This is a genomic window from Plantibacter sp. CFBP 8798 (assembly GCF_014841195.1).
GTDB lineage: Bacteria > Actinomycetota > Actinomycetes > Actinomycetales > Microbacteriaceae > Plantibacter > Plantibacter auratus.
The window spans coordinates 1,024,583-1,042,539 of sequence record NZ_JACYTS010000003.1 but is presented as its reverse complement, the minus strand read 5'-3'; the positions used below and the strand labels follow the sequence as shown (position 1 = coordinate 1,042,539).

At 71.2% G+C, this 17,957-nt stretch carries 20 protein-coding genes; 14 read left to right on the top strand and 6 right to left on the bottom strand.

The genetic code is table 11. From position 1 onward, the window contains the following. Positions 1–44: 44 nt before the first annotated feature. The 9 genes from hemQ (at position 45) to IFU30_RS17440 (ending at position 7,724) form a co-directional block, all read left to right on the top strand. Positions 45–767, top strand: coding sequence for a hydrogen peroxide-dependent heme synthase (gene hemQ / locus IFU30_RS17480; RefSeq protein ID WP_064294913.1), 723 nt, complete (start codon positions 45–47; stop codon positions 765–767). Beyond that, positions 767–2,017 carry a ferrochelatase gene (locus IFU30_RS17475; protein ID WP_249404848.1) on the top strand — a complete coding sequence of 417 codons (1,251 nt, stop codon included), beginning with the start codon at positions 767–769 and terminating at the stop codon, positions 2,015–2,017. Before hemQ ends, IFU30_RS17475 begins: the two co-directional genes overlap by 1 nt. After that, entirely contained in the window at positions 2,014–2,961 is a 948-nt protein-coding gene (gene hemC / locus IFU30_RS17470) for a hydroxymethylbilane synthase (RefSeq protein ID WP_064294911.1), read from the top strand. Before IFU30_RS17475 ends, hemC begins: the two co-directional genes overlap by 4 nt. Then, on the top strand, positions 2,958–3,782 hold the full coding sequence (locus IFU30_RS17465; protein ID WP_137244240.1) for a uroporphyrinogen-III synthase: 825 nt from the start codon (positions 2,958–2,960) through the stop codon (positions 3,780–3,782). The genes hemC and IFU30_RS17465 overlap by 4 nt, the downstream gene beginning before the upstream one ends. Before the next feature lie 61 nt (positions 3,783–3,843). Further along, positions 3,844–4,851, top strand: a complete 1,008-nt coding sequence (gene hemB, locus IFU30_RS17460) for a porphobilinogen synthase (RefSeq protein ID WP_192006394.1) — start codon at positions 3,844–3,846, stop codon at positions 4,849–4,851. Then, on the top strand, positions 4,848–6,263 hold the full coding sequence (hemL, locus tag IFU30_RS17455) for a glutamate-1-semialdehyde 2,1-aminomutase (protein WP_137244239.1): 1,416 nt from the start codon (positions 4,848–4,850) through the stop codon (positions 6,261–6,263). Before hemB ends, hemL begins: the two co-directional genes overlap by 4 nt. A gap of 108 nt (positions 6,264–6,371) precedes the next feature. Continuing rightward, positions 6,372–6,719 (top strand): hypothetical protein, encoded by a 348-nt coding sequence (locus IFU30_RS17450; protein ID WP_137244238.1) that lies wholly within the window; start codon positions 6,372–6,374, stop codon positions 6,717–6,719. Between the two features lie 192 nt (positions 6,720–6,911). Then, positions 6,912–7,322, top strand: a complete 411-nt coding sequence (locus tag IFU30_RS17445) for a DUF4190 domain-containing protein (RefSeq protein ID WP_137244237.1) — start codon at positions 6,912–6,914, stop codon at positions 7,320–7,322. Between the two features lie 111 nt (positions 7,323–7,433). Then, complete coding sequence (locus tag IFU30_RS17440; protein WP_064294905.1) at positions 7,434–7,724, top strand: hypothetical protein; 291 nt, start codon at positions 7,434–7,436, stop codon at positions 7,722–7,724. Between the two features lie 269 nt (positions 7,725–7,993). Here IFU30_RS17440 and IFU30_RS17435 read toward each other — a convergent pair whose 3' ends face one another. The 6 genes from IFU30_RS17435 to trhO all read right to left on the bottom strand — a co-directional run bounded on the left by IFU30_RS17435 (position 7,994) and on the right by trhO (position 13,619). Continuing rightward, positions 7,994–9,010 (bottom strand): MDR family oxidoreductase, encoded by a 1,017-nt coding sequence (locus IFU30_RS17435; RefSeq protein WP_192006392.1) that lies wholly within the window; start codon positions 9,008–9,010, stop codon positions 7,994–7,996. Between the two features lie 102 nt (positions 9,011–9,112). Beyond that, positions 9,113–9,937, bottom strand: coding sequence for an ABC transporter permease subunit (locus IFU30_RS17430; RefSeq protein ID WP_079706366.1), 825 nt, complete (start codon positions 9,935–9,937; stop codon positions 9,113–9,115). Beyond that, positions 9,934–10,839, bottom strand: a complete 906-nt coding sequence (locus IFU30_RS17425; RefSeq protein WP_086475196.1) for an ATP-binding cassette domain-containing protein — start codon at positions 10,837–10,839, stop codon at positions 9,934–9,936. Before IFU30_RS17425 ends, IFU30_RS17430 begins: the two co-directional genes overlap by 4 nt. A 212-nt stretch (positions 10,840–11,051) precedes the next feature. Further along, positions 11,052–12,005 carry an L-lactate dehydrogenase gene (locus IFU30_RS17420; RefSeq protein ID WP_192006390.1) on the bottom strand — a complete coding sequence of 318 codons (954 nt, stop codon included), beginning with the start codon at positions 12,003–12,005 and terminating at the stop codon, positions 11,052–11,054. Positions 12,006–12,149: 144 nt separating this feature from the next. Beyond that, positions 12,150–12,623, bottom strand: a complete 474-nt coding sequence (locus IFU30_RS17415) for an SRPBCC family protein (RefSeq protein WP_192006388.1) — start codon at positions 12,621–12,623, stop codon at positions 12,150–12,152. A 12-nt stretch (positions 12,624–12,635) separates the two neighbouring features. Further along, positions 12,636–13,619: an oxygen-dependent tRNA uridine(34) hydroxylase TrhO gene (gene trhO, locus IFU30_RS17410; RefSeq protein WP_192006386.1), complete on the bottom strand. Its 984-nt coding sequence runs from the start codon at positions 13,617–13,619 to the stop codon at positions 12,636–12,638. A gap of 150 nt (positions 13,620–13,769) precedes the next feature. Between trhO and IFU30_RS17405 the strand changes: the two genes are divergently transcribed. From IFU30_RS17405 to IFU30_RS17385, 5 genes are all read left to right on the top strand, one after another. Further along, positions 13,770–14,951 carry a thiolase family protein gene (locus tag IFU30_RS17405; RefSeq protein WP_192006384.1) on the top strand — a complete coding sequence of 394 codons (1,182 nt, stop codon included), beginning with the start codon at positions 13,770–13,772 and terminating at the stop codon, positions 14,949–14,951. A gap of 33 nt (positions 14,952–14,984) precedes the next feature. Continuing rightward, entirely contained in the window at positions 14,985–15,764 is a 780-nt protein-coding gene (locus IFU30_RS17400) for an SDR family NAD(P)-dependent oxidoreductase (protein WP_192006382.1), read from the top strand. A gap of 49 nt (positions 15,765–15,813) precedes the next feature. Beyond that, positions 15,814–16,647 carry an enoyl-CoA hydratase-related protein gene (locus tag IFU30_RS17395; RefSeq protein WP_192006381.1) on the top strand — a complete coding sequence of 278 codons (834 nt, stop codon included), beginning with the start codon at positions 15,814–15,816 and terminating at the stop codon, positions 16,645–16,647. Next, positions 16,644–17,468 carry an SDR family oxidoreductase gene (locus IFU30_RS17390; RefSeq protein ID WP_192006379.1) on the top strand — a complete coding sequence of 275 codons (825 nt, stop codon included), beginning with the start codon at positions 16,644–16,646 and terminating at the stop codon, positions 17,466–17,468. The genes IFU30_RS17395 and IFU30_RS17390 overlap by 4 nt, the downstream gene beginning before the upstream one ends. A gap of 118 nt (positions 17,469–17,586) precedes the next feature. Further along, the gene (locus IFU30_RS17385) at positions 17,587–17,919 is read left to right on the top strand and encodes a helix-turn-helix domain-containing protein (RefSeq protein ID WP_192006377.1); all 333 of its coding nucleotides are present in this window, start codon (positions 17,587–17,589) and stop codon (positions 17,917–17,919) included. Positions 17,920–17,957 lie beyond the last annotated feature (38 nt).

Here is a 17,957-nt window from a genome sequence, read left to right as displayed (position 1 = left end):
CTGCCCCTTTTGCCCAATCGACCGAACTGGGTGAGGATAGGACTATGACTCACCCGGCCTCTGCCGAGGCATCGCACCACCCGACCGACTCAGCCACCCCGACTGGCCCCTCAGGATTCACCCTCTGGGCTGTCCTGCGCCGCGAGCCGGCGAGTGCGCTGCCGCTCGGCGAAGAGCATGTCTCCGAACTCGAAGCATCCATCGCGCTCGTCGAAGCCCAGGGCGTGACCCTGCGCGGCATCTACGACGTCTCCGGCCTCCGCGCCGACGCCGACCTCATGCTGTGGCTCCACGGCGACACCGCCGAGGGCCTGCAGGCCGGCCTCCGCGAGCTGCGCCGCACCGCCATCCTCGGTTCGCTGGCACCCACCTGGAACGCCATGGGCGTCCACCGCGACGCCGAGTTCAACCGGCAGCACGTCCCCGGGTTCCTCCGCGGCATCGAGCCGAAGGGCTGGCTCTGCCTGTACCCCTTCGTGCGCAGCTACGAGTGGTACCTCCTGCCGGAGGAGGAGCGTCGCAAGATGCTCGCCGAGCACGGCCGTCAGGGTGCGGCGTTCACGGGTGTGCTCGCCAACACCGTCGCCTCCTTCGCCCTCGGCGACTACGAGTGGCTCCTGCCGCTCGAGGCCGACGACGTCGTCGAACTCGTCGACCTCATGCGCGACCTGCGCAACACCGAAGCGCGCCGCCACGTGCGCGAAGAGGTGCCGTTCTTCACGGGCCGCCGTATCACGCCCGCCGAGGCATTGGAGGTGGTGCGCTGATGGCAGCCATGAACCTGGGGAGCACCGGAGCAGAGTCCCCCGAGCGCATCGTCCGCGGCGCGACCGACGCCGCAGCGGCTGGTCCTGAGCACGTCTCCGAGCCGACGGACTATGACGCCATCCTCCTCGCCGGCTTCGGCGGGCCTGAGGGCCAGGACGACGTCATCCCGTTCCTCCGCAACGTCACGCGCGGGCGCGGGATCCCCGAGGAGCGTCTCGAAGAGGTGGCGCACCACTACCGCCACTTCGGTGGCGTCAGCCCCATCAACGACCAGAACCGTGCGCTCAAGGCGGCCCTGGAGCTCGAGCTCGCCTCCCGTGGCATCGACCTCCCGGTCCTCTGGGGCAACCGCAACTGGGACCCCTACCTGCGCGACGCGCTGACCGAGGCGCACGAGCGCGGCTTCACGAAGCTCATCGCGATCGCCACGAGCGCCTACTCCTCGTACTCGAGCTGCCGGCAGTACCGCGAGGACTTCGCGATCGCCGTCGACGAGACGAACCTCCAGGGCGAGATCCAGATCGACAAGGTGCGTCAGTTCTTCGACCACCCCGGCTTCGTGACCCCGTTCATCGACGGCGTCCGTGAGGCGATCGCCGAGTACCTGCGCGAGCAGCCCGAGCTCTCCGCCGAGACGGAGATCGAGGTGCTCTTCGCGACGCACTCGATCCCCACCGGCGACGCCGCACGCTCCGGTCCCGACTTCCGCGGCTTCGGCGACCACGGCGCGTACGAGGCCCAGCACCTCGCGGTGGCCGAGGTCGTCATGGCGAACGCCATCGACCAGCTCCGCGAGGCCGGTGTCCTCGGTGGCGCGGTCGGCAGCGGTGTCTCGGTGCCGTGGCAGCTCGTCTACCAGTCCCGTTCGGGCCCGCCCAGCATGCCGTGGCTCGAGCCCGACATCAACGACGCGATCGCCGAGCTGCCCGCCGCCGGCCGCAAAGCGATCGTCATCGTGCCGCTCGGCTTCGTGAGCGACCACATGGAGGTCATGTGGGACCTCGACAACGAGGCCATCGAGACGGCCGGTGAGCACGGCCTGGCCGCTGTCCGCGTCCCGACGCCGGGCACCGCCGCCGCCTACGTCAAGGGACTCGTCGACCTCGTCCTCGAGCGCCGCGACGGCACGCCCGTCGAGGACCGACCGCACATGACCGACCTCGGCCCCTGGTACGACGTCTGCCGCCCCGGGTGCTGCGAGAACGCCCGGCTGGGCTTCAAACCGGCGTTCTCGGGGATCGCCCCATGACCCTTCGCATCGGAACCCGCGGCAGCGCCCTGGCGCTGGCGCAGACCGGTCATGTGGCCGACGCCCTCACAGCGGCCACCGGTGAGGACGTCGAGATCGTCACCGTCACGACGCAGGGCGACACGAGTCGCGAGTCGCTCTCGACCATCGGCGGGACGGGTGTGTTCGTCAACGCGCTCCGCGACGCCCTGCTCGACGGCGCCTGCGATCTCGTCGTGCACTCCTTGAAGGACCTGCCGACGGCTCCGGCCGAGGGCTTCACGATCGCCGCCATGCCGATGCGCGAGGATCCGCGCGACGCCCTGTGCGCCTCCGACGACCGCTCACTCGACGACCTGCCGCAGGGTGCCAGGATCGGCACCGGTTCACCGCGTCGGATCGCCCAACTGAAGCGCATCCGGCCCGACCTCGAGGTCGTCGACATCCGCGGCAACATCGACACCCGCCTGCGCCGGATCGACGACGACCTCGACGCCGTCGTCCTCGCGGCCGCCGGTCTCACCCGCCTCGGACGCCTCGACGCCGTCACCGGGCTCTTCGACCTCGACACCTGGCCGACCGCGCCGGGGCAGGGGGCGCTCGCGATCGAGTGCCTCGACGACGACGAATCGTCCATCGCCGGTTCCATCGCGTTGCTCGACCACGCGCCGAGCCGCTGGCAGGCGACGGCGGAGCGGGCCGTGCTCCGTCGACTCGAGGCCGGTTGCTCGGCCCCCGTCGGTGCCGCAGCCTGGCTCGACGACGAGGACCTCGTGCTGCAGGCCGCCGTCTACTCGCTCGACGGCACCGAGATGATCCACCGGGAGAGCCGCGCGGAGGGGTTCTCCGGCGACGGACACGGACGGGAGCTGCTGCAAGCGGCCGACGCGCTCGGTGTCTCGCTCGCGGACGAGCTCATCGAGGCCGGCGCAGCCGACCTCGCCCCGCTGGGAGGCGCTGCGTGAAGGACTGGACGAAGTCGAACACCGTTCCCACCGCCACCAAGCCGCTCGGCGGGTGGCGCGTCCTCGTGCCGCGCGGCGGTCCGTGGGGCGACTCGGTCGCCGGGACGGTCCGTGGCAAGGGCGGGTCGCCTGTCGTCGCCCCGATGATCAACTTCGCCAGCACCGACGACCCGGAGACCCTCGGGGCCGCGCTCGCGGCGCTCGAGGCTGGCGAGTTCGACTGGCTGACCGTGACGAGCGCGACCACGGTCGACGTGCTGTCCTCGCAGCGGATCCGGATCCCCGAGACGACGAGGGTCGCCGCCGTCGGCGAGACGACCGCTGCCGCGCTCACCGCCGTCGGCTACAGCGTCGACCTCGTGCCGGCGAAGGACAACTCCGCCAAGGGCATGGTGCAGGAGCTCACGGCGCTCGAACCGCACCCGAAGCGCATCCTCACGCTCCGCTCGGCCATCGCCAAGCCGCTCCTCACGGAGGGCCTGATCGCCGCCGGACACGACGTCCAGTCCGTCGTGGCCTACCGCACGGTCGGTGTCCCGGTGGCAGAGAAGATCGTCGCCGACGTCGCCAGCGGCCGGGTGCGTGCCATCCTCGTCACCTCGGGCAGCGTGGCGGAGCAGGTCCGTTCGCAATTCCCCGAGATCCCCGAGAGCACCGTCATCGCCGCGATCGGACCCCGCACGGCTCGTGACGCCCGAGGCTACGGGCTCCGGGTCGACGTCGTGGCGGAGCAGCAGACGGTCGACTCGCTGATCGAGGCGATCGTGTCCGTGGCGCTCAGCCAGAACCGCGACGAGGACGCCGGCGACGGGATCCGCTGACCGGCTTCACGCCCTGCGCGAACCGGGAGGGCGCGTCGGCAGCGGCGCGTAGGCTGGACGGGTGAGCATTCCCGAGACCCGTCCCCGTCGTCTCCGGCAGCAGCCGGCCATCCGTCGCCTCGTCAGCGAGACGAGACTCGACCCGGCGGAGCTGGTGCTCCCCATGTTCGTGCGGGAGGGCGTCGCCGAGCCGGTCGAGATCTCCTCGATGCCGGGTGTCCGGCAGCACACCGTCGACAGCGCCAAGCGGGCCGCGGCTGAGGCGGCAGCGGCCGGCATCGGTGGGGTCATGCTCTTCGGCGTCCCGGCCGAGCGCGACGCCGTGGGTTCCGGCGCGACCGACCCCGACGGCATCCTCAACGTCGCGACCCGCGCGCTCGTCGCCGAGGTGGGCGACGCCCTGGTCGTGCAGACCGACCTCTGCCTCGACGAGTTCACCGACCACGGACACTGCGGCGTCCTCGACGACCGCGGGCGCGTCGACAACGACCGCACGCTCGACCGCTACCGCGACATGGCGCTGGCCCAGGCCGAGTCCGGCTCGGCCCTCCTCGGCCTCTCGGGCATGATGGACGGCCAGGTCGCCGCCGTCCGCGAGACGCTCGACGCCGCCGGGTTCGACGACACGATCATCCTCGCCTACTCGGCGAAGTTCGCGTCCGCGCTCTACGGCCCCTTCCGCGAGGCCGTCGACTCGCAGCTGCAGGGCGACCGCCGCACCTACCAGCTCGACCCCGCCAACCGCCGTGAGGGCCTGCGCGAGGCGCTCATCGACGAGGCCGAGGGCGCCGACATCGTCATGGTGAAGCCCGCAGGGAGCTTCCTCGACGTCCTGGCCGACGTGGCGGACACGGTGTCGATCCCGGTCTGGGCGTACCAGGTGTCCGGCGAGTACGCGATGATCGAGGCCGCCGCCCGGCAGGGCTGGATCGACCGCCGACGCGCGATCGAGGAGTCGGTGCTGTCCATCAAGCGCGCCGGAGCCGAGGTCGTCCTGAGCTACTGGGCCGTCGAACTCGCCGGTTGGTTGGATGAGGCGCGCGGTCTGCGTGCAGGAGGAACCCGATGAACGACGCAGCATTCGCCAGAGCCCAGCGGTCGATCCCCGGTGGGGTGAACTCGCCCGTCCGTGCCTTCCGCTCCGTCGGCGGCACGCCGCGGTTCATGGTGTCCGCGACCGGCCCCTACATCACCGACTCCGAGGGCGTGCAGTACGTCGACCTCGTGAGCGCGTGGGGCCCCGCGCTCCTCGGACACGCGCACCCGCAGGTCGTCGAGGCCGTGCAGGCCGCTGCGGCGCGCGGCCTCTCCTTCGGCGCGTCCACCCCGGCCGAGACCGAGCTCGCGGAGCTCGTCAAGGAGCGCGTCCAGGCGTCCGGCGTCGCGCCGATCGAGAAGCTGCGCATGGTCTCCACCGGCACCGAGGCGACCATGACGGCGATCCGCCTCGCGCGCGGTGCCACCGGTCGCAGCCTCATCGTGAAGTTCGCCGGGCACTACCACGGCCACTCCGACGGCCTGCTCGCCGAGGCGGGATCCGGCGTCGCGACCCTCGCCCTGCCTGGGTCCGCCGGGGTCACCGCCGAGACGGCAGCCCAGACGATCGTCGTCCCCTACAACGACCGGGCGGCACTCCGCGAGGTCTTCGCCGAGCGCGGCCAGGACATCGCCGCGATCATCATGGAGGCGGCCTCCGCCAACATGGGCGTCGTCCCGCCGGCTCCCGGGTTCAACGCGAGCGTCGTGAAGCTCGCGCACGAGTACGGCGCGCTGGTCATCATCGACGAGGTGCTCACCGGGTTCCGCGTCTCCTCCGCCGGTTGGTGGGGGCTCGACAACCGCGGACTCGCCGCCGTCGCGCCGGGCACGGAGCCCGTCCCGGGCGCCGAGGCCTGGGAGGCAGGCAACCACGCCGTCGCGAACTCGACCGGCGCCATCAGCATCCCCGTCGGCGTGTACCAGCCCGACCTCTTCACCTTCGGCAAGGTCATCGGCGGTGGCATGCCCCTCGCCGCGCTGGGTGGGCGCGCCGAGCTCATGGACCTGCTCGCACCGACCGGCCCGGTCTACCAGGCCGGGACGCTCTCGGGGAACCCGGTGGCCCTCGCCGCCGGCATCGAGACGCTGCGCCTGGCCGACCAGGACGTCTACCGTCGGGTCGACGCGGCGGCCGCGATCGTGTCCGAGGCGACCTCGAACGCGCTCACGGAGGCCGGGGTCGCGCACACCGTGCAGCGCGCCGGGAACCTGTTCTCCTTCGCCTTCAGCGAGACGGCACCGACCGATTACGCCGCGGTCCTGCGCCAGGACGCCTTCCGCTACCCGGCCTTCTTCCACCGCATGCTCGACGCTGGGGTGTCGCTCCCGCCGAGCGTGTACGAGGCCTGGTTCGTCTCCGCGGCGCACGATGACGAGGCGATCGGGCGCATCGTCGACGCCCTGCCCGCGGCGGCCCGAGCGGCTGCGGCGGCCATCCGCTGAGTCGGACGGTCGCCCCGCCGCCGACGTCGGACGCTGCACAGGGCATGCGTTACCGCTTTGTGAACTTCCGGCAACGCGAACGTCGGCGGGGGTTGGCAGACTAGAGGCATGGCCTCCTTGCGTCTGCACCCCGACCGACTGGAGATCGAGCTGTCCGCGTACGACAAAGCGCTCTCGCTGCGTCGGAGCAACGTCGTCGTGCCACGGTCGAGCATCCGTTCCGCCACCATCACCGACGATCCCTGGATCTGGGTCCGGGGCATCCGTGCGCCGGGCACCGCGATCCCGTTGACGCTCGCCATCGGCCAGTGGAAGTTCCACGGTGGCATGGACTTCCTGGTCATCAAGGGCACCAAACCGTCGGTCGTCATCGATCTCGAAGACGCGGAGTACTCGCGGCTCATCATCACGACCCGTCGCAGCGCCGAACTCATCGCGGCCCTCAACCTGCACTAGGACGAGCTGCCCGACGCACGGCGGTTTCGACCGGATCCGGATCGTGGGCGGGGACGCGGTGCTTGCGCATCATGGCGCTGATCGGGGCCGTTCGCAATCATTTGCCTCGAACAGGGCACAAAACGACGTCTGACCGGTATTCTGGGCCCGCTCGAACCTCCGTAGATCCGCCTGTTCGAAAGGACCACAGCCATGTCGACTCCTCCTCCCGGTGAATACCCCGGCCAGCCGCCGCAGGCTCCTCAGGCGCCGCAGCCCCCGAAGGACCAGTACGGCGCGGCTCCCGCGTACTCCGGCGGCGCAGCTCCCACCGGCGACGCGACCGCCGGCAAGACGCTCGGCATCGTCGGCCTGATCCTCGCCTTCCTCGCCCCGCCGATCGGTCTCATCCTGAGCATCGTCGCCCTGGTGCAGTCGAAGAACGCGGGTGTCAAGAACACGCTGGCGAAGGTCGGTCTCATCCTGTCGATCGTCTTCATCGTGCTGGCGATCATCGCGACCATCGCGGGTATCGCGATCGGTGCCTCGGCCATCTCCGAGGTGTGCGGCGAGCTCGGATCAGGGACACACACGAGCGGCGGCACCACCATCACCTGCCCGTAAGACCGTGACATCCGAGCGATTGGGGAGTTGTCCCCATCGCCTGTCGGGTACCTAACCCACTACTGTTGGCTCGCGCCCGTGGCGCATCTACCATCCTCGAGAGGAACCATCATGACCAACGCACCCCAGTACAACGCCCCGCAGCAGCCGGGCGGCGCCCTGCCCGCCGACTACCCGGGCAAGACGCTCGGCCTCGTCGGCCTCATCCTCGCGATCGTCGTGCCGCTCGTCGGCCTGATCATCAGCCTCGTCGCGCAGAAGCAGTCGAAGGACGCCGGCTACCCGAACCAGCTCGCGAAGATCGGTGTCATCATCGGCATCATCCTCGTCGTGCTCGGCATCATCGGCGGCATCTTCTACGCCGTCGCGCTCGGCTCGGTCATGTCGACCGCCGGCTACTGAGTCTCAGCAGTTCCGTCGGCAGCGGCCGGTCGCCTTCGGGCACCGGCCGCTGTCGCGTTCCTGGAGCGCTGGGCGGTGTCCCTGTCTCAGGGCTCGGCCGGTGGGTCGCCCGGGTGGGCGTGCGCCGCGCCGCAACTCTCCTGAGTTAGGGACGGCGGGTCGGGTGATGTCCCTGTCTCAGGAGTCGGCCGGTGTGTCGCTCGGGTGGGCGTGCGCCGCGCCGCGGTCCTCCTGAGATGGGGACGGCCGGGCCTGTTCCTTGGGTCCGATCAGGCGCGGACGTCGACGACGATCCGGCCGTGGACGGAGCCCGCGAGGACCCGCTCCGCCGCATCCGCCGCATCCGTGAGGGAGACCGTCTCGGTCAGGGTGTCGAGCACGTCGAGGTCGAGCGCGGTGGTCACGCGCTCCCAGGCGGCCTGCCGCAGGGGGAGCGGTGCCTCGACGGAGTTCACGCCCGCGAGCGTGACCCCGCGCAGGATGAACGGCATGACCGACGTCGGGAGGTCGGACCCGCCGGCGAGCCCACAGGCGGCGACCGCCCCGCCGTACTCGACCTGCGACAGGATCGTCGCGAGCGTCTGACCGCCGACGGAGTCGACGGCTCCCGCCCAGCGCTGGCTGCCGAGTGGGCGGCCGGCCTCGGCGAACTCGGCACGGTCGACGATCGACGTCGCTCCGAGCCGCCGCAGGGCGTCACCCAGCTCGTCGACCCGCCCGGTCGAGGCGGTGACCTCGAAGCCGGCGGCGGCCAGTAGCGCGATCGCGATGCTCCCGACGCCACCACCCGCTCCCGTGACGAGCACGGGGAGCCCGCCGACGCGGACGGCACCGGACGTCGTGCTGCCGTGCTCGAGCGCGAGCACGGCGAGGGCCGCGGTGTACCCGGCGGTGCCGATCGCGGCGGCCTGTGCGCTCGAGACGTGGTCGGGGACGCGGACGAGCGCGTCGGACCGCACCTTCGCACGTTCGGACAGCCCGCCGTACCGGGTCTCGCTCAGGCCGTCGCCGAACAGGGCCACGCGGTCGCCGGCGCTCCACGCGGGATCACTCGACGCCGCGACGACGCCCACGAGGTCGATGCCCGCGACCATCGGGAACGACCGCACGACACCCGGCTTCCCGGTGAGGACGAGGGCGTCCTTGTAGTTGATGCTCGAGTACTCGACGTCGACGGTGACGGCGGCGTCGGGCAGCGAGGCGTCGGGGAGGTCGCGGAGGTCGACCGTCCGGGTGGGTTTGCCACCCTCGTGCTCGACCTGCTCGACGAGGTATGCGCGGCCCATGGTGCTCCTGTCTCCGGTGCGGTGACCGGTCGGTGGCTGTCCGTCGAGCCTACGCCTCGCCGGCGAGAGGCTGGCTGGCTTGAGCCGTCGCGCGCGCCGTGCCTAGGTGACGTCGCGGCGCCAGGTCGTGGCGTAGCCGATGAGCGCGACGACGACCCCGATGCCGAGGAGGACGAGTCCGCCCTGCCACCAGGTCAGCGCGTCCTGCTGAGCGGACATCATCGAGTAGAAGCTCGGTCCGACGAGCGCGTCCGTCGCAGCACCCGGCAGGAACCGGCCGATGGACGCGGTGACCTCGGAGAATGAGGAGGCCAGGCGCAGCAGCGGCTCGACGAACTGCGTGAAGGCCAGCACGACGATGATCGCGCCCACCTGGCTCGGCAGCACCGCCCCGAGACCGACGCCGATCGCACCCCACAGGGCCATCGCGAGCACCGCACGGCCGATGAGCGCCCAGGTGTCGGGGTCGGTCAGCATCGGATCGATGCCGCTGATGGCCAGGGCGCCGCCGCCGAGACCGACGGACGCGACCAGCGCGATCACGCCGTACAGCGCGCCGACCCCGGTCAGTGCCAGGACCTTGCCGACGAGGACGTGGCCGCGGTTCGGGTTGGCGAGGAACGTCGGCGTCAGGCTCTGATGCCGGAACTCGCCGGTCGTGGCGAGCGCACCGAGCAGGACGGGGAAGACGTACCCGATGCTCGTCGCGAAGCCGTAGATGAGACCGGGTTGGGTGAGCATCTCGCTCGTCGCCTGCGCCCCGGCCCCGCTGGACTCGGCCGCGCCCGGGATGTTGGCGAAGAGGAGCGCCGCCCCGGCCGCGGCGAACCCGACGTACACGAACAGGATGAGCGCGAGGCCCCACCACACGCGGGTGGTGAACACCTTGAGGAACTCGGAGCGGATGGCTGCCAGTAGTGAGGTCATGCGTGGTCCTCCCCACCGCTGACGAGCGCGAGGAACGAATCCTCGAGCCCTGATCGATGCCGCGACAACGCACTGAGCGGAATGCCGGCGGCGAGCGCGACCCGGCCGATGTCGATCGCCTCCACATCGTGCACGACGAGCCCCGCGCGGGCCTGGTCGAAGGTGTACCCTGCGGCGGTCAGCGCCGTGGCGAGCCGCTCGTGCTCCGGGGAGTTCACGACGACGCGCAGGGTGTCGGCGGCGTCGAGGCTCGCGAGCGTGCCCACGTGCGCAAGCCGTCCCTTCGCGATGATCACGACCTCGTCGACGGACTGCTGCACCTCGCTGAGCAGGTGCGAGCTGATGAGGACGGTCCGACCCTCGGCCGCGAGTGCGGTGAGGAAGCCGCGTATCCACTTGATCCCCTCGGGGTCGAGCCCGTTGATCGGTTCGTCGAGGACGAGCACACCGGGGTCGCCGAGGAGCGCGGTCGCGAGGCCGAGCCGTTGTCGCATGCCGAGTGAGTACCCGGCGACGCGTCGGTCGGCGACCTCGAGCAGCCCGACCTGCGCGAGCACGACGTCCACCCGGCTCGCCGGCAGACGCGCTGCCGAGGCGTGCACGCGCAGATGGTTCCGGGCGGTGCGGCCGGGGACGAAGCTCGCCGCCTCGAGAGCCGCTCCGACGGTCGCTGCTGGGACCGGCAGCTTGGCGTAGGGGACACCGCCGAAGGTCGCCCTCCCCGACGTCGGTTGCACGAGGCCGAGCAGCATGCGCAGGGTCGTCGTCTTCCCGGCGCCGTTCGGGCCGAGGAAGCCGGTGACCTTGCCCGGTTCCACGTGGAACGTCAAGTCGTCGACCGCCTGCACCGCCCCGAAGGATTTCGAGAGTCCATCGAACTCGATCGTCACGCCAGCGGTCATCCGGTGCCTCCCCAGGGGCGCGGCCGGATCCGCGCCTCGTCCTGCAACGCTATCGGGGCCGACACCGGTTGCGCATCGGCCGCTCGGGGGAGATCCCGGTGAAGGCGCCTGTCCCCGTCTCAGGAGATGCCCGGCGTGGCGTGGGCGCATCGGGGCGGCGCGCCGCACCTCTCCTGAGACAGGGACGGCGGAGTCGAGGAGGAGGTCGGCTGCTACAGCCCGAGGGAGTCGAGCGACGCCCGGACGGCAGCGGCCGAGTCGGCGAACTGCTGTTCCTCGCGGGGCGACATCGCGACCTCGACCACCGAGCGCACGCCCGAACGGTCGACGATGCTCGGCACCGACAGGGCGACCCCGCTGACGCCGTGGTACCCGTCGAGCACGGTGCTCACCGGCAGGATGGCGTGCTCGTCGCCGAGGATGGCCTCGACGATCCGTGCCCCGGAGAGTCCGATCGCGTAGTTCGTCGCGCCCTTGCCCTCGATGACGCGATAGGCGGCCGTCCGGACGTCGGTCGCGATCTCGTCGAGCCGCTGCTCCGTGAAGCGCGAGCCGTCGGGCAGCTCCCAGTCGAGGATCGGGACGGGACCGATGGTCGCCTGCGACCACAGCGGCAGTTCGCTGTCGCCGTGCTCGCCGACGATGAGTGCGTGCACCGCCGAGGTCGCGACACCCGCGCGCTCAGCGAGCAACCAGCGCAGGCGGGAGGTGTCGAGGACGGTGCCGGAGGAGAAGACGCGTTCGCGCGGCAGCCCCGTGATCTGCTGGGCGGCGACGGTGAGGACGTCGCACGGGTTCGTGACGAGCATGTAGACGGCGTCCGGTGCGTGCTCGACGAGTTTCGGGAGCAGCTGCTCGAGGATACGGATGTTCGTGCCAGCGAGGTCGAGTCGGGTCTGGCCGGGTTCCTGCTTCGCGCCGGCCGTGATCACGACGACGTCCGCATCGGCGACGACCGAGATGTCGTCACCGCCCGTGATGCTGCTCGACCCGGTGAACTGCGTCCCATGGGCGAGGTCGAGGACCTCGGCCGAGGCCCGCTTGCCGTCGATGTCGTAGAGCGCCACCCGCCGGGCGCTGCCGCGGATGAGCGAGGCGTAGGCGAGGGACGAACCGACGCTCCCCGCCCCGATGATGGCCAGTTTCGACTTCGTGCGAGCACCCATGGCTCCATCTTGGCAGGGGCGGATGTGCGCGGTCAGGGCGCGGCACGACGGGTGTCGGGTTATCTCGATGTCGAGGTATCCGCCCTTCGACAGGCTCAGGGACCGGACCGCCGCACCCTCCGGTCACTGAGCCGCACCTATCGGTCACTGAGCTTGTCGAAGTGCCTCAGCCAACCACCGGTTCCGCGACTCGATGAGCCGTCGCAGGTGCCGGGTGAGCGCGACGTGTTCGGCCACGACGCCGAGCGGACCGAACGGCGCCGAGAACGTGACGTCGTCGAGCATGATGGTCCGCGCCGTCCCCATCGGGCGCTCGAGCGGTTCGAAGAGGTGGACGTGGCGGAACGTCCGGAACGGACCGGACACCTGTTCATCGGTGAACCGGTGGGGTTCCTCGAACGCGGTGATCCGACTCGTCATCGTCCACGGCACACCGAAGTGCCTCGCCCGCCAGGTGACGGTCTCACCGAGGCCGATCAGCCCGGAGGTCACGCCGCCGACCGCCCGTTCACCGGTGTCCGCCATCGAGCCGAGGTGGGCGTCGATCGACCGCGAGAGGTCGAAGGCCTGCTGCATCGTCCCGGCGAGCTCGGTGCGGAGGCGGAAGTGGGCGGTCATGACGGTGGCGGCTCAGGCGGGCCGGCCGGTGCGAGCATCGGTGGAGACGTCGGCCCCGGTGTGCACGGCGCATCGCGGGCCGCTGTCCGGCCCGTCCGCGTGCGCCTCGCACACGACCAACTGCGTCTTGCAGGAGGGGTCCGCGCAGTTCTGCAGGTGCTTCGTCGACGCGTCGCAGACGACACAGTGACCGATGACGGCTGCATGATCACTGAACTCGAGCGAGCCCCGCTTGTCGAACACGTACAGGGATCCCTCCCACAGGCCGTCGTCGCCGAACTGCTCGCCGTACCGGACGATGCCGCCGTCGAGCTGGTACACCTCGCCGAAGCCGCGAGAGCGCATGAGTCCCGAGAGCACCTCGCAGCGGATGCCGCCCGTGCAGTAGGTGACGACCGGCTTGTCCTTCAGGTGGTCGTACTTGCCGCTGTCGAGTTCGGCGACGAAGTCCCGGGTGGTCGCGACGTCGGGCACGACCGCACCGGCGAACCGCCCGATCTCGGCCTCGAAGGCGTTCCGGCCGTCGAAGAACACGACGTCGTCGCCGCGCTCCGCGACGAGCTCGTGCAGTTCCGTCGGCTGCAGGTGCACCCCGCCGCCGGTGACGCCGTGCTCGTCCACCACGAGCTCACCGGGGGCGCCGAAGGACACGATCTCCTCGCGCACCTTCACGCTGAGCTTCGGGAAGTCGCTACTCCGACGCCAGGGTGCGGGTCGGTGCCTGGCCGTGCGCACGGGGTCGTCCTCGTCGAAGCCGGAGCCGTCGCTCCACTTCACGTCGAGGTCATGGAACGCGGGGTGCTCCTTCGTCTTCCGGACGTAGAGCTTGCAGGCGTCGAGCTCGCCGCCGACGGTGCCGTTGATGCCGTCCTTCGAGATGAGGATGCGGCCACGGAGACCCAGAGACTCGCAGAGGTCGCGCTGCCACAGCCGGATCGCCTCCGGGTCCGCCAGGGGAGCGAACGCGTAGTACAGGAGGATCTTCGGGTCGGCCACCGCTCAATCGTACGTGGCGCCGACCGCGGATCGTCGGGCCGGTCCAGCGGACACGGACGTTCCGGCCCCTCGCTTGTCGAAGGGCCACAACCGCCGCCGTCGGCGCAGGCGCCAGGCCTAGGGTGGACGCAGACCTCGAAGGAGATGGCTATGCGCACTGCAGTGATCGTCGACGCGATCCGGACGCCGTCCGGCCGGGGCAAACCGGGCGGTGCGCTGAACGCCGTGCACCCGACGGACCTCCTCGCCGGCACGATCCGTGCGCTCGTGGAGCGGACCGGCATCGATCCCGCGGTCGTCGAGGACGTCTACGCCGGCTGTGTCACCCAGTCCGGCGAGCAGGGGCAGAACATCGCGCGGAACGCGGCGCTCGCCGCAGGCCTCCCGCAGGAGACGCCCGGCACCACCATCGACCGGCAGTGCGGCTCCAGCCAGCAGGCCACCACCTTCGCCGCGCAGAGCGTCATGTCGGCCGGCAACGACGTCGTCATCGCCTGCGGTGTCGAATCGATGAGTCGGGCGCCGATGGGCTCCAACGTGCAGGGGGCAGACCCCTTCGGCTCCGCCCTCCGAGCCCGCTTCCCCGATGGCCTCGTCGGCCAGGGTGTCTCCGCCGAACTCATCGCCGCCCGCTGGAACCTCAGCCGCGAGGAGCTCGACGCCTTCGCCGCCCGCTCCCACGAGCGCGCCGCCGCGACCTGGGCGTCCGGCGGGTTCGACGGCGAGGTCGTCGCCGTCACCCTCCCCGACGGTTCCGTCGTCACGACCGACGAGACGGTCCGTGCCGGGACGACCCCCGAGGCGCTCGCCGGACTCCCCGCCGTCTTCCGCGACGAGCGGCTCGCAGCGCGCTTCCCCGAGATCGCCTGGCGGATCACCCCGGGGAACGCCTCACCGCTCACCGACGGCGCCTCCGCCGCGCTCATCATGAGCGAGGTCCGGGCGCTCGAGCTGGGGCTGACGCCGCGTGCGCGCTTCGTCTCCTTCGCCGCGGTCGGGAGCGACCCGATCGAGATGCTCACCGGCATCCTCCCCGCCACCCGCCGCATCCTGGAGCGCAGCGGGCTCGGTATCGACGACATCGACGCGTTCGAGGTCAACGAGGCGTTCGCGTCCGTCCCGCTCGCGTGGCAACGCGAATTCGGGGTGGACGACGACCGGCTCAATCCGCGGGGTGGGGCGATCGCCCTCGGGCACCCGCTCGGCGCCTCCGGGACGAAGCTCCTCGCCACCCTCCTCGGCCAACTCGAGGCGACCGGCGGCCGCTACGGGCTGCAGACGATGTGCGAGGGCGGCGGTATGGCCAACGCGACGATCATCGAGCGCCTCTGATGGGCGCGCCCACCACGTGAAGGGAACCACGACATGGATGTGACCGGCAGTTCGGCGATCGTCACCGGCGGCGCCTCGGGACTCGGATTCGCGACCGCGACGCGGCTGGCCGGCGCCGGCGCGCGCGTCGTGCTCGTCGACCTCCCCGGTTCACCCGGGGCGGAGCGGGCCGAGGAGCTCGGCGGGTTCGCGACCTTCGTGCCAGCCGACGTCACCGACGGCGAGCAGGTGCAGGCGGCGGTCGAAGCGGCGGTGGCGCGTGGCCCGCTGCGGGTCGTCGTGAACTGCGCCGGCATCGCACCACCGGCGAAGGTGCTCGGCCTTGACGGCCCGGCGGACCTCGGTGCCTTCGAACGCGTCCTGCGCGTCAACGTCCTCGGCACCTTCAACGTCATCCGGCTGACCGCCGACGCGATGCAGCACAACGATCCGGACGGTGATCCCGTCGACGGCGCAGGAGACCGCGGCGTCATCATCAACACCGCGTCCGTCGCCGCCTTCGACGGACAGATCGGCCAGCCCGCCTATGCCGCATCGAAGGGGGCGGTGCACTCGATGACGCTGCCGATCGCCCGCGAGTTGGCGCGTTTCGGGATCCGGGTCGTGACGATCGCGCCCGGCATCATGGAGACGCCCATGCTCGCCGGACTGCCCGAGGCGGCGCAGGAGTCGCTCGGGCACCAGGTGCCGTACCCGGCCCGCCTCGGCCGCCCCGACGAGTACGCCTCGCTCGCGCTGCACATCGTCGAGAACGGCTACCTCAACGGTGAGACGATCCGCCTCGACGGCGCGATCCGGATGGCGCCGAAATGACCGGCTCTCCGATGCCGACGAACCCACCCACCGACCAGGGAGCCACTCCGTGACCAGCGACGACACCATCCTCTTCGAGGTGAGCGACGGCCTCGCGCACCTCACGCTCAACCGGCCCGCGAGCCTCAACGCGATCGACGACCGTGCGGCCAGACGGTGGCGCGACCTCGCCCTCGAGGTCGCGGAGCGCGACGACGTCCGGGCGGTCCTGTTCGACGCCAACGGTCCGGCGTTCTGCGCGGGTGGCGACGTCCTCGCGATGTCGCGGATGGGTGACGGCAGCGCAGGATCGACGGGTGCCTTCGTCACCGAACTCGCCGACATCATCCACGAGGGCCACCGGACCCTGCAGTCGGTCGCGAAGCCGATCGTCGCCGCCGTCCAGGGGGCTGTCGCGGGCGGCGGACTGGGGTTCATGCTCGTCGCCGACGTGATCATCGCCTCCGACCGGGCGAAGTTCGTCAGCAAGTACGCCGACATCGGCCTCACGCCCGACTGCGGCGTGAGCACCCTGCTGCCCGAGGCGGTCGGCATGCGTCGGGCGCTCGAGCTCACCCTCGGCACGCGGACGCTGAGCGCCGACGAGGCGCTCGACTGGGGGCTCGTGACCGAGGTGGTCTCCGCCGAGCAGCTCGACGCCCGCGCACGCGAGGTGGCCGCGTTCTGGTTGGCCGGAGCCACGGCCGCGTTCGGTCAGGCGCGGCGGCTGCTGCGCGAGAGCGTCGGCCGCGGCTACCAGGACGCCCTGGACGACGAAGCCCGCACGATCGGCGCGGCGATCGAGACGCCCGAGTCGGTCGCGCGCGTCGCGGCGTTCGCCGCCGCGTCGGCGAAGCGCGCCGCCGCGTCGACTACCACCACCCCGAAGGAGCCCACCGCATGACCACCCTCGCCGGCAAGACCATCCTCATGTCGGGCGGCAGCCGCGGCATCGGCCTCGCGATCGCCCTGCGTGCGGCCCGCGACGGCGCGAACGTCGCGATCCTCGCCAAGACCGACACCCCCGATCCCCGCCTCGAGGGGACGATCCACACCGCAGCGGACGCGATCCGTGAGGCCGGCGGGCAGGCGCTCCCGATCCTCGGCGACGTCCGGAGCGACGACGACATCACGCGGGCCGTGTTCGAGACGGCCGGTGAGTTCGGCGGCATCGACATCGTCGTCAACAACGCGAGCGTCATCAGCCTCGCGCGCACCCTCGACCTCGACGCGAAGCGGTACGACCTCATGCAGGACGTGAACGTGCGTGGCACGTTCATGCTGTCGCGGGCAGCCATCCCCATGCTGAAGGACGCGGAGAACCCGCACATCCTGTCGCTGTCACCACCGCTCAACCTCGACCCGAAGTGGCTCGGCGCACACACCGGCTACACGCTCGCGAAGTACGGGATGTCGATGGTGACGCTCGGTCTCGCGGCCGAGTTCGGACGCGACGGCATCGCCGCGAACACGCTCTGGCCGAAGACGACGATCAAGACGGCGGCGGTCGGCAACATCCTCGGCGGCGAGGCCCTCCTGGCGAAGAGTCGCACGCCGGAGATCTACGCCGACGCGGCCTACGAGGTCCTGACGGCGTCGGCGCGTGAGCTCACGGGTCGGTCGCTCATCGTGGAGGACGTCCTCGCGGAGGCCGGGGTCACCGACCTCGCGAAGTACTCGCCGGGCGTCGACGAGTCGGAGCTCTACCCCGACATCTTCCTGTAACGGCCGGCCCGCCCTGTCCGCTGACGGCAGAACGCGGGCTCCCCGAGCCTGGCCGAGCCGCGCCTACAGTGAGAGCACGCGGTCACGGAGCCCGCGCCCGCAGCCGGAAGGAGTCGCCATGTTGTACCGCGAGGCCCTCGGCGCGGCCCTGCGCACGCGTCGACTCGAACAGGGACGCACCCTGCAGGACGTCGCGACCGCCGCAGCCGTCTCGACGCCCTACCTGTCGGAGATCGAACGCGGCCGGAAGGACGCCTCCTCCGAGGTGGTGGTGACCATCGCCGACGCGCTGCGCACCCGCCTCGACGCGCTCATGTTCGACATCGCCGACCGCTTCGAGACCGCGGCGGCCCCGATCGTCGTCGAGCTGCCCCTCGGCGAAGACGCGCTCGCCGACGCGACGATCACCCCGCTGCGCCCCGCTGCCGACCCGCAGCTGCTCGCCGCCTGACCCCGACCGTCGGCGATCGTCCGGACGCGCTGGTTCGT

Excerpts from the sequence above, each read along its gene's own strand:
- hemQ (WP_064294913.1), top strand. The coding sequence starts at position 45 with ATGACTCACCCGGCCTCTGCCGAGGCATCGCACCACCCGACCGACTCA.
- IFU30_RS17385 (WP_192006377.1), top strand. The coding sequence starts at position 17,587 with ATGTTGTACCGCGAGGCCCTCGGCGCGGCCCTGCGCACGCGTCGACTC.
- hemC (WP_064294911.1), top strand. The coding sequence starts at position 2,014 with ATGACCCTTCGCATCGGAACCCGCGGCAGCGCCCTGGCGCTGGCGCAG.
- IFU30_RS17415 (WP_192006388.1), bottom strand. The coding sequence starts at position 12,623 with ATGACCGCCCACTTCCGCCTCCGCACCGAGCTCGCCGGGACGATGCAG.
- IFU30_RS17405 (WP_192006384.1), top strand. The coding sequence starts at position 13,770 with ATGCGCACTGCAGTGATCGTCGACGCGATCCGGACGCCGTCCGGCCGG.
- IFU30_RS17425 (WP_086475196.1), bottom strand. The coding sequence starts at position 10,839 with ATGACCGCTGGCGTGACGATCGAGTTCGATGGACTCTCGAAATCCTTC.
- IFU30_RS17475 (WP_249404848.1), top strand. The coding sequence starts at position 767 with ATGGCAGCCATGAACCTGGGGAGCACCGGAGCAGAGTCCCCCGAGCGC.
- IFU30_RS17430 (WP_079706366.1), bottom strand. The coding sequence starts at position 9,937 with ATGACCTCACTACTGGCAGCCATCCGCTCCGAGTTCCTCAAGGTGTTC.
- IFU30_RS17435 (WP_192006392.1), bottom strand. The coding sequence starts at position 9,010 with ATGGGCCGCGCATACCTCGTCGAGCAGGTCGAGCACGAGGGTGGCAAA.
- IFU30_RS17400 (WP_192006382.1), top strand. The coding sequence starts at position 14,985 with ATGGATGTGACCGGCAGTTCGGCGATCGTCACCGGCGGCGCCTCGGGA.
- IFU30_RS17390 (WP_192006379.1), top strand. The coding sequence starts at position 16,644 with ATGACCACCCTCGCCGGCAAGACCATCCTCATGTCGGGCGGCAGCCGC.
- hemL (WP_137244239.1), top strand. The coding sequence starts at position 4,848 with ATGAACGACGCAGCATTCGCCAGAGCCCAGCGGTCGATCCCCGGTGGG.
- IFU30_RS17450 (WP_137244238.1), top strand. The coding sequence starts at position 6,372 with ATGGCCTCCTTGCGTCTGCACCCCGACCGACTGGAGATCGAGCTGTCC.
- IFU30_RS17440 (WP_064294905.1), top strand. The coding sequence starts at position 7,434 with ATGACCAACGCACCCCAGTACAACGCCCCGCAGCAGCCGGGCGGCGCC.
- IFU30_RS17420 (WP_192006390.1), bottom strand. The coding sequence starts at position 12,005 with ATGGGTGCTCGCACGAAGTCGAAACTGGCCATCATCGGGGCGGGGAGC.
- IFU30_RS17445 (WP_137244237.1), top strand. The coding sequence starts at position 6,912 with ATGTCGACTCCTCCTCCCGGTGAATACCCCGGCCAGCCGCCGCAGGCT.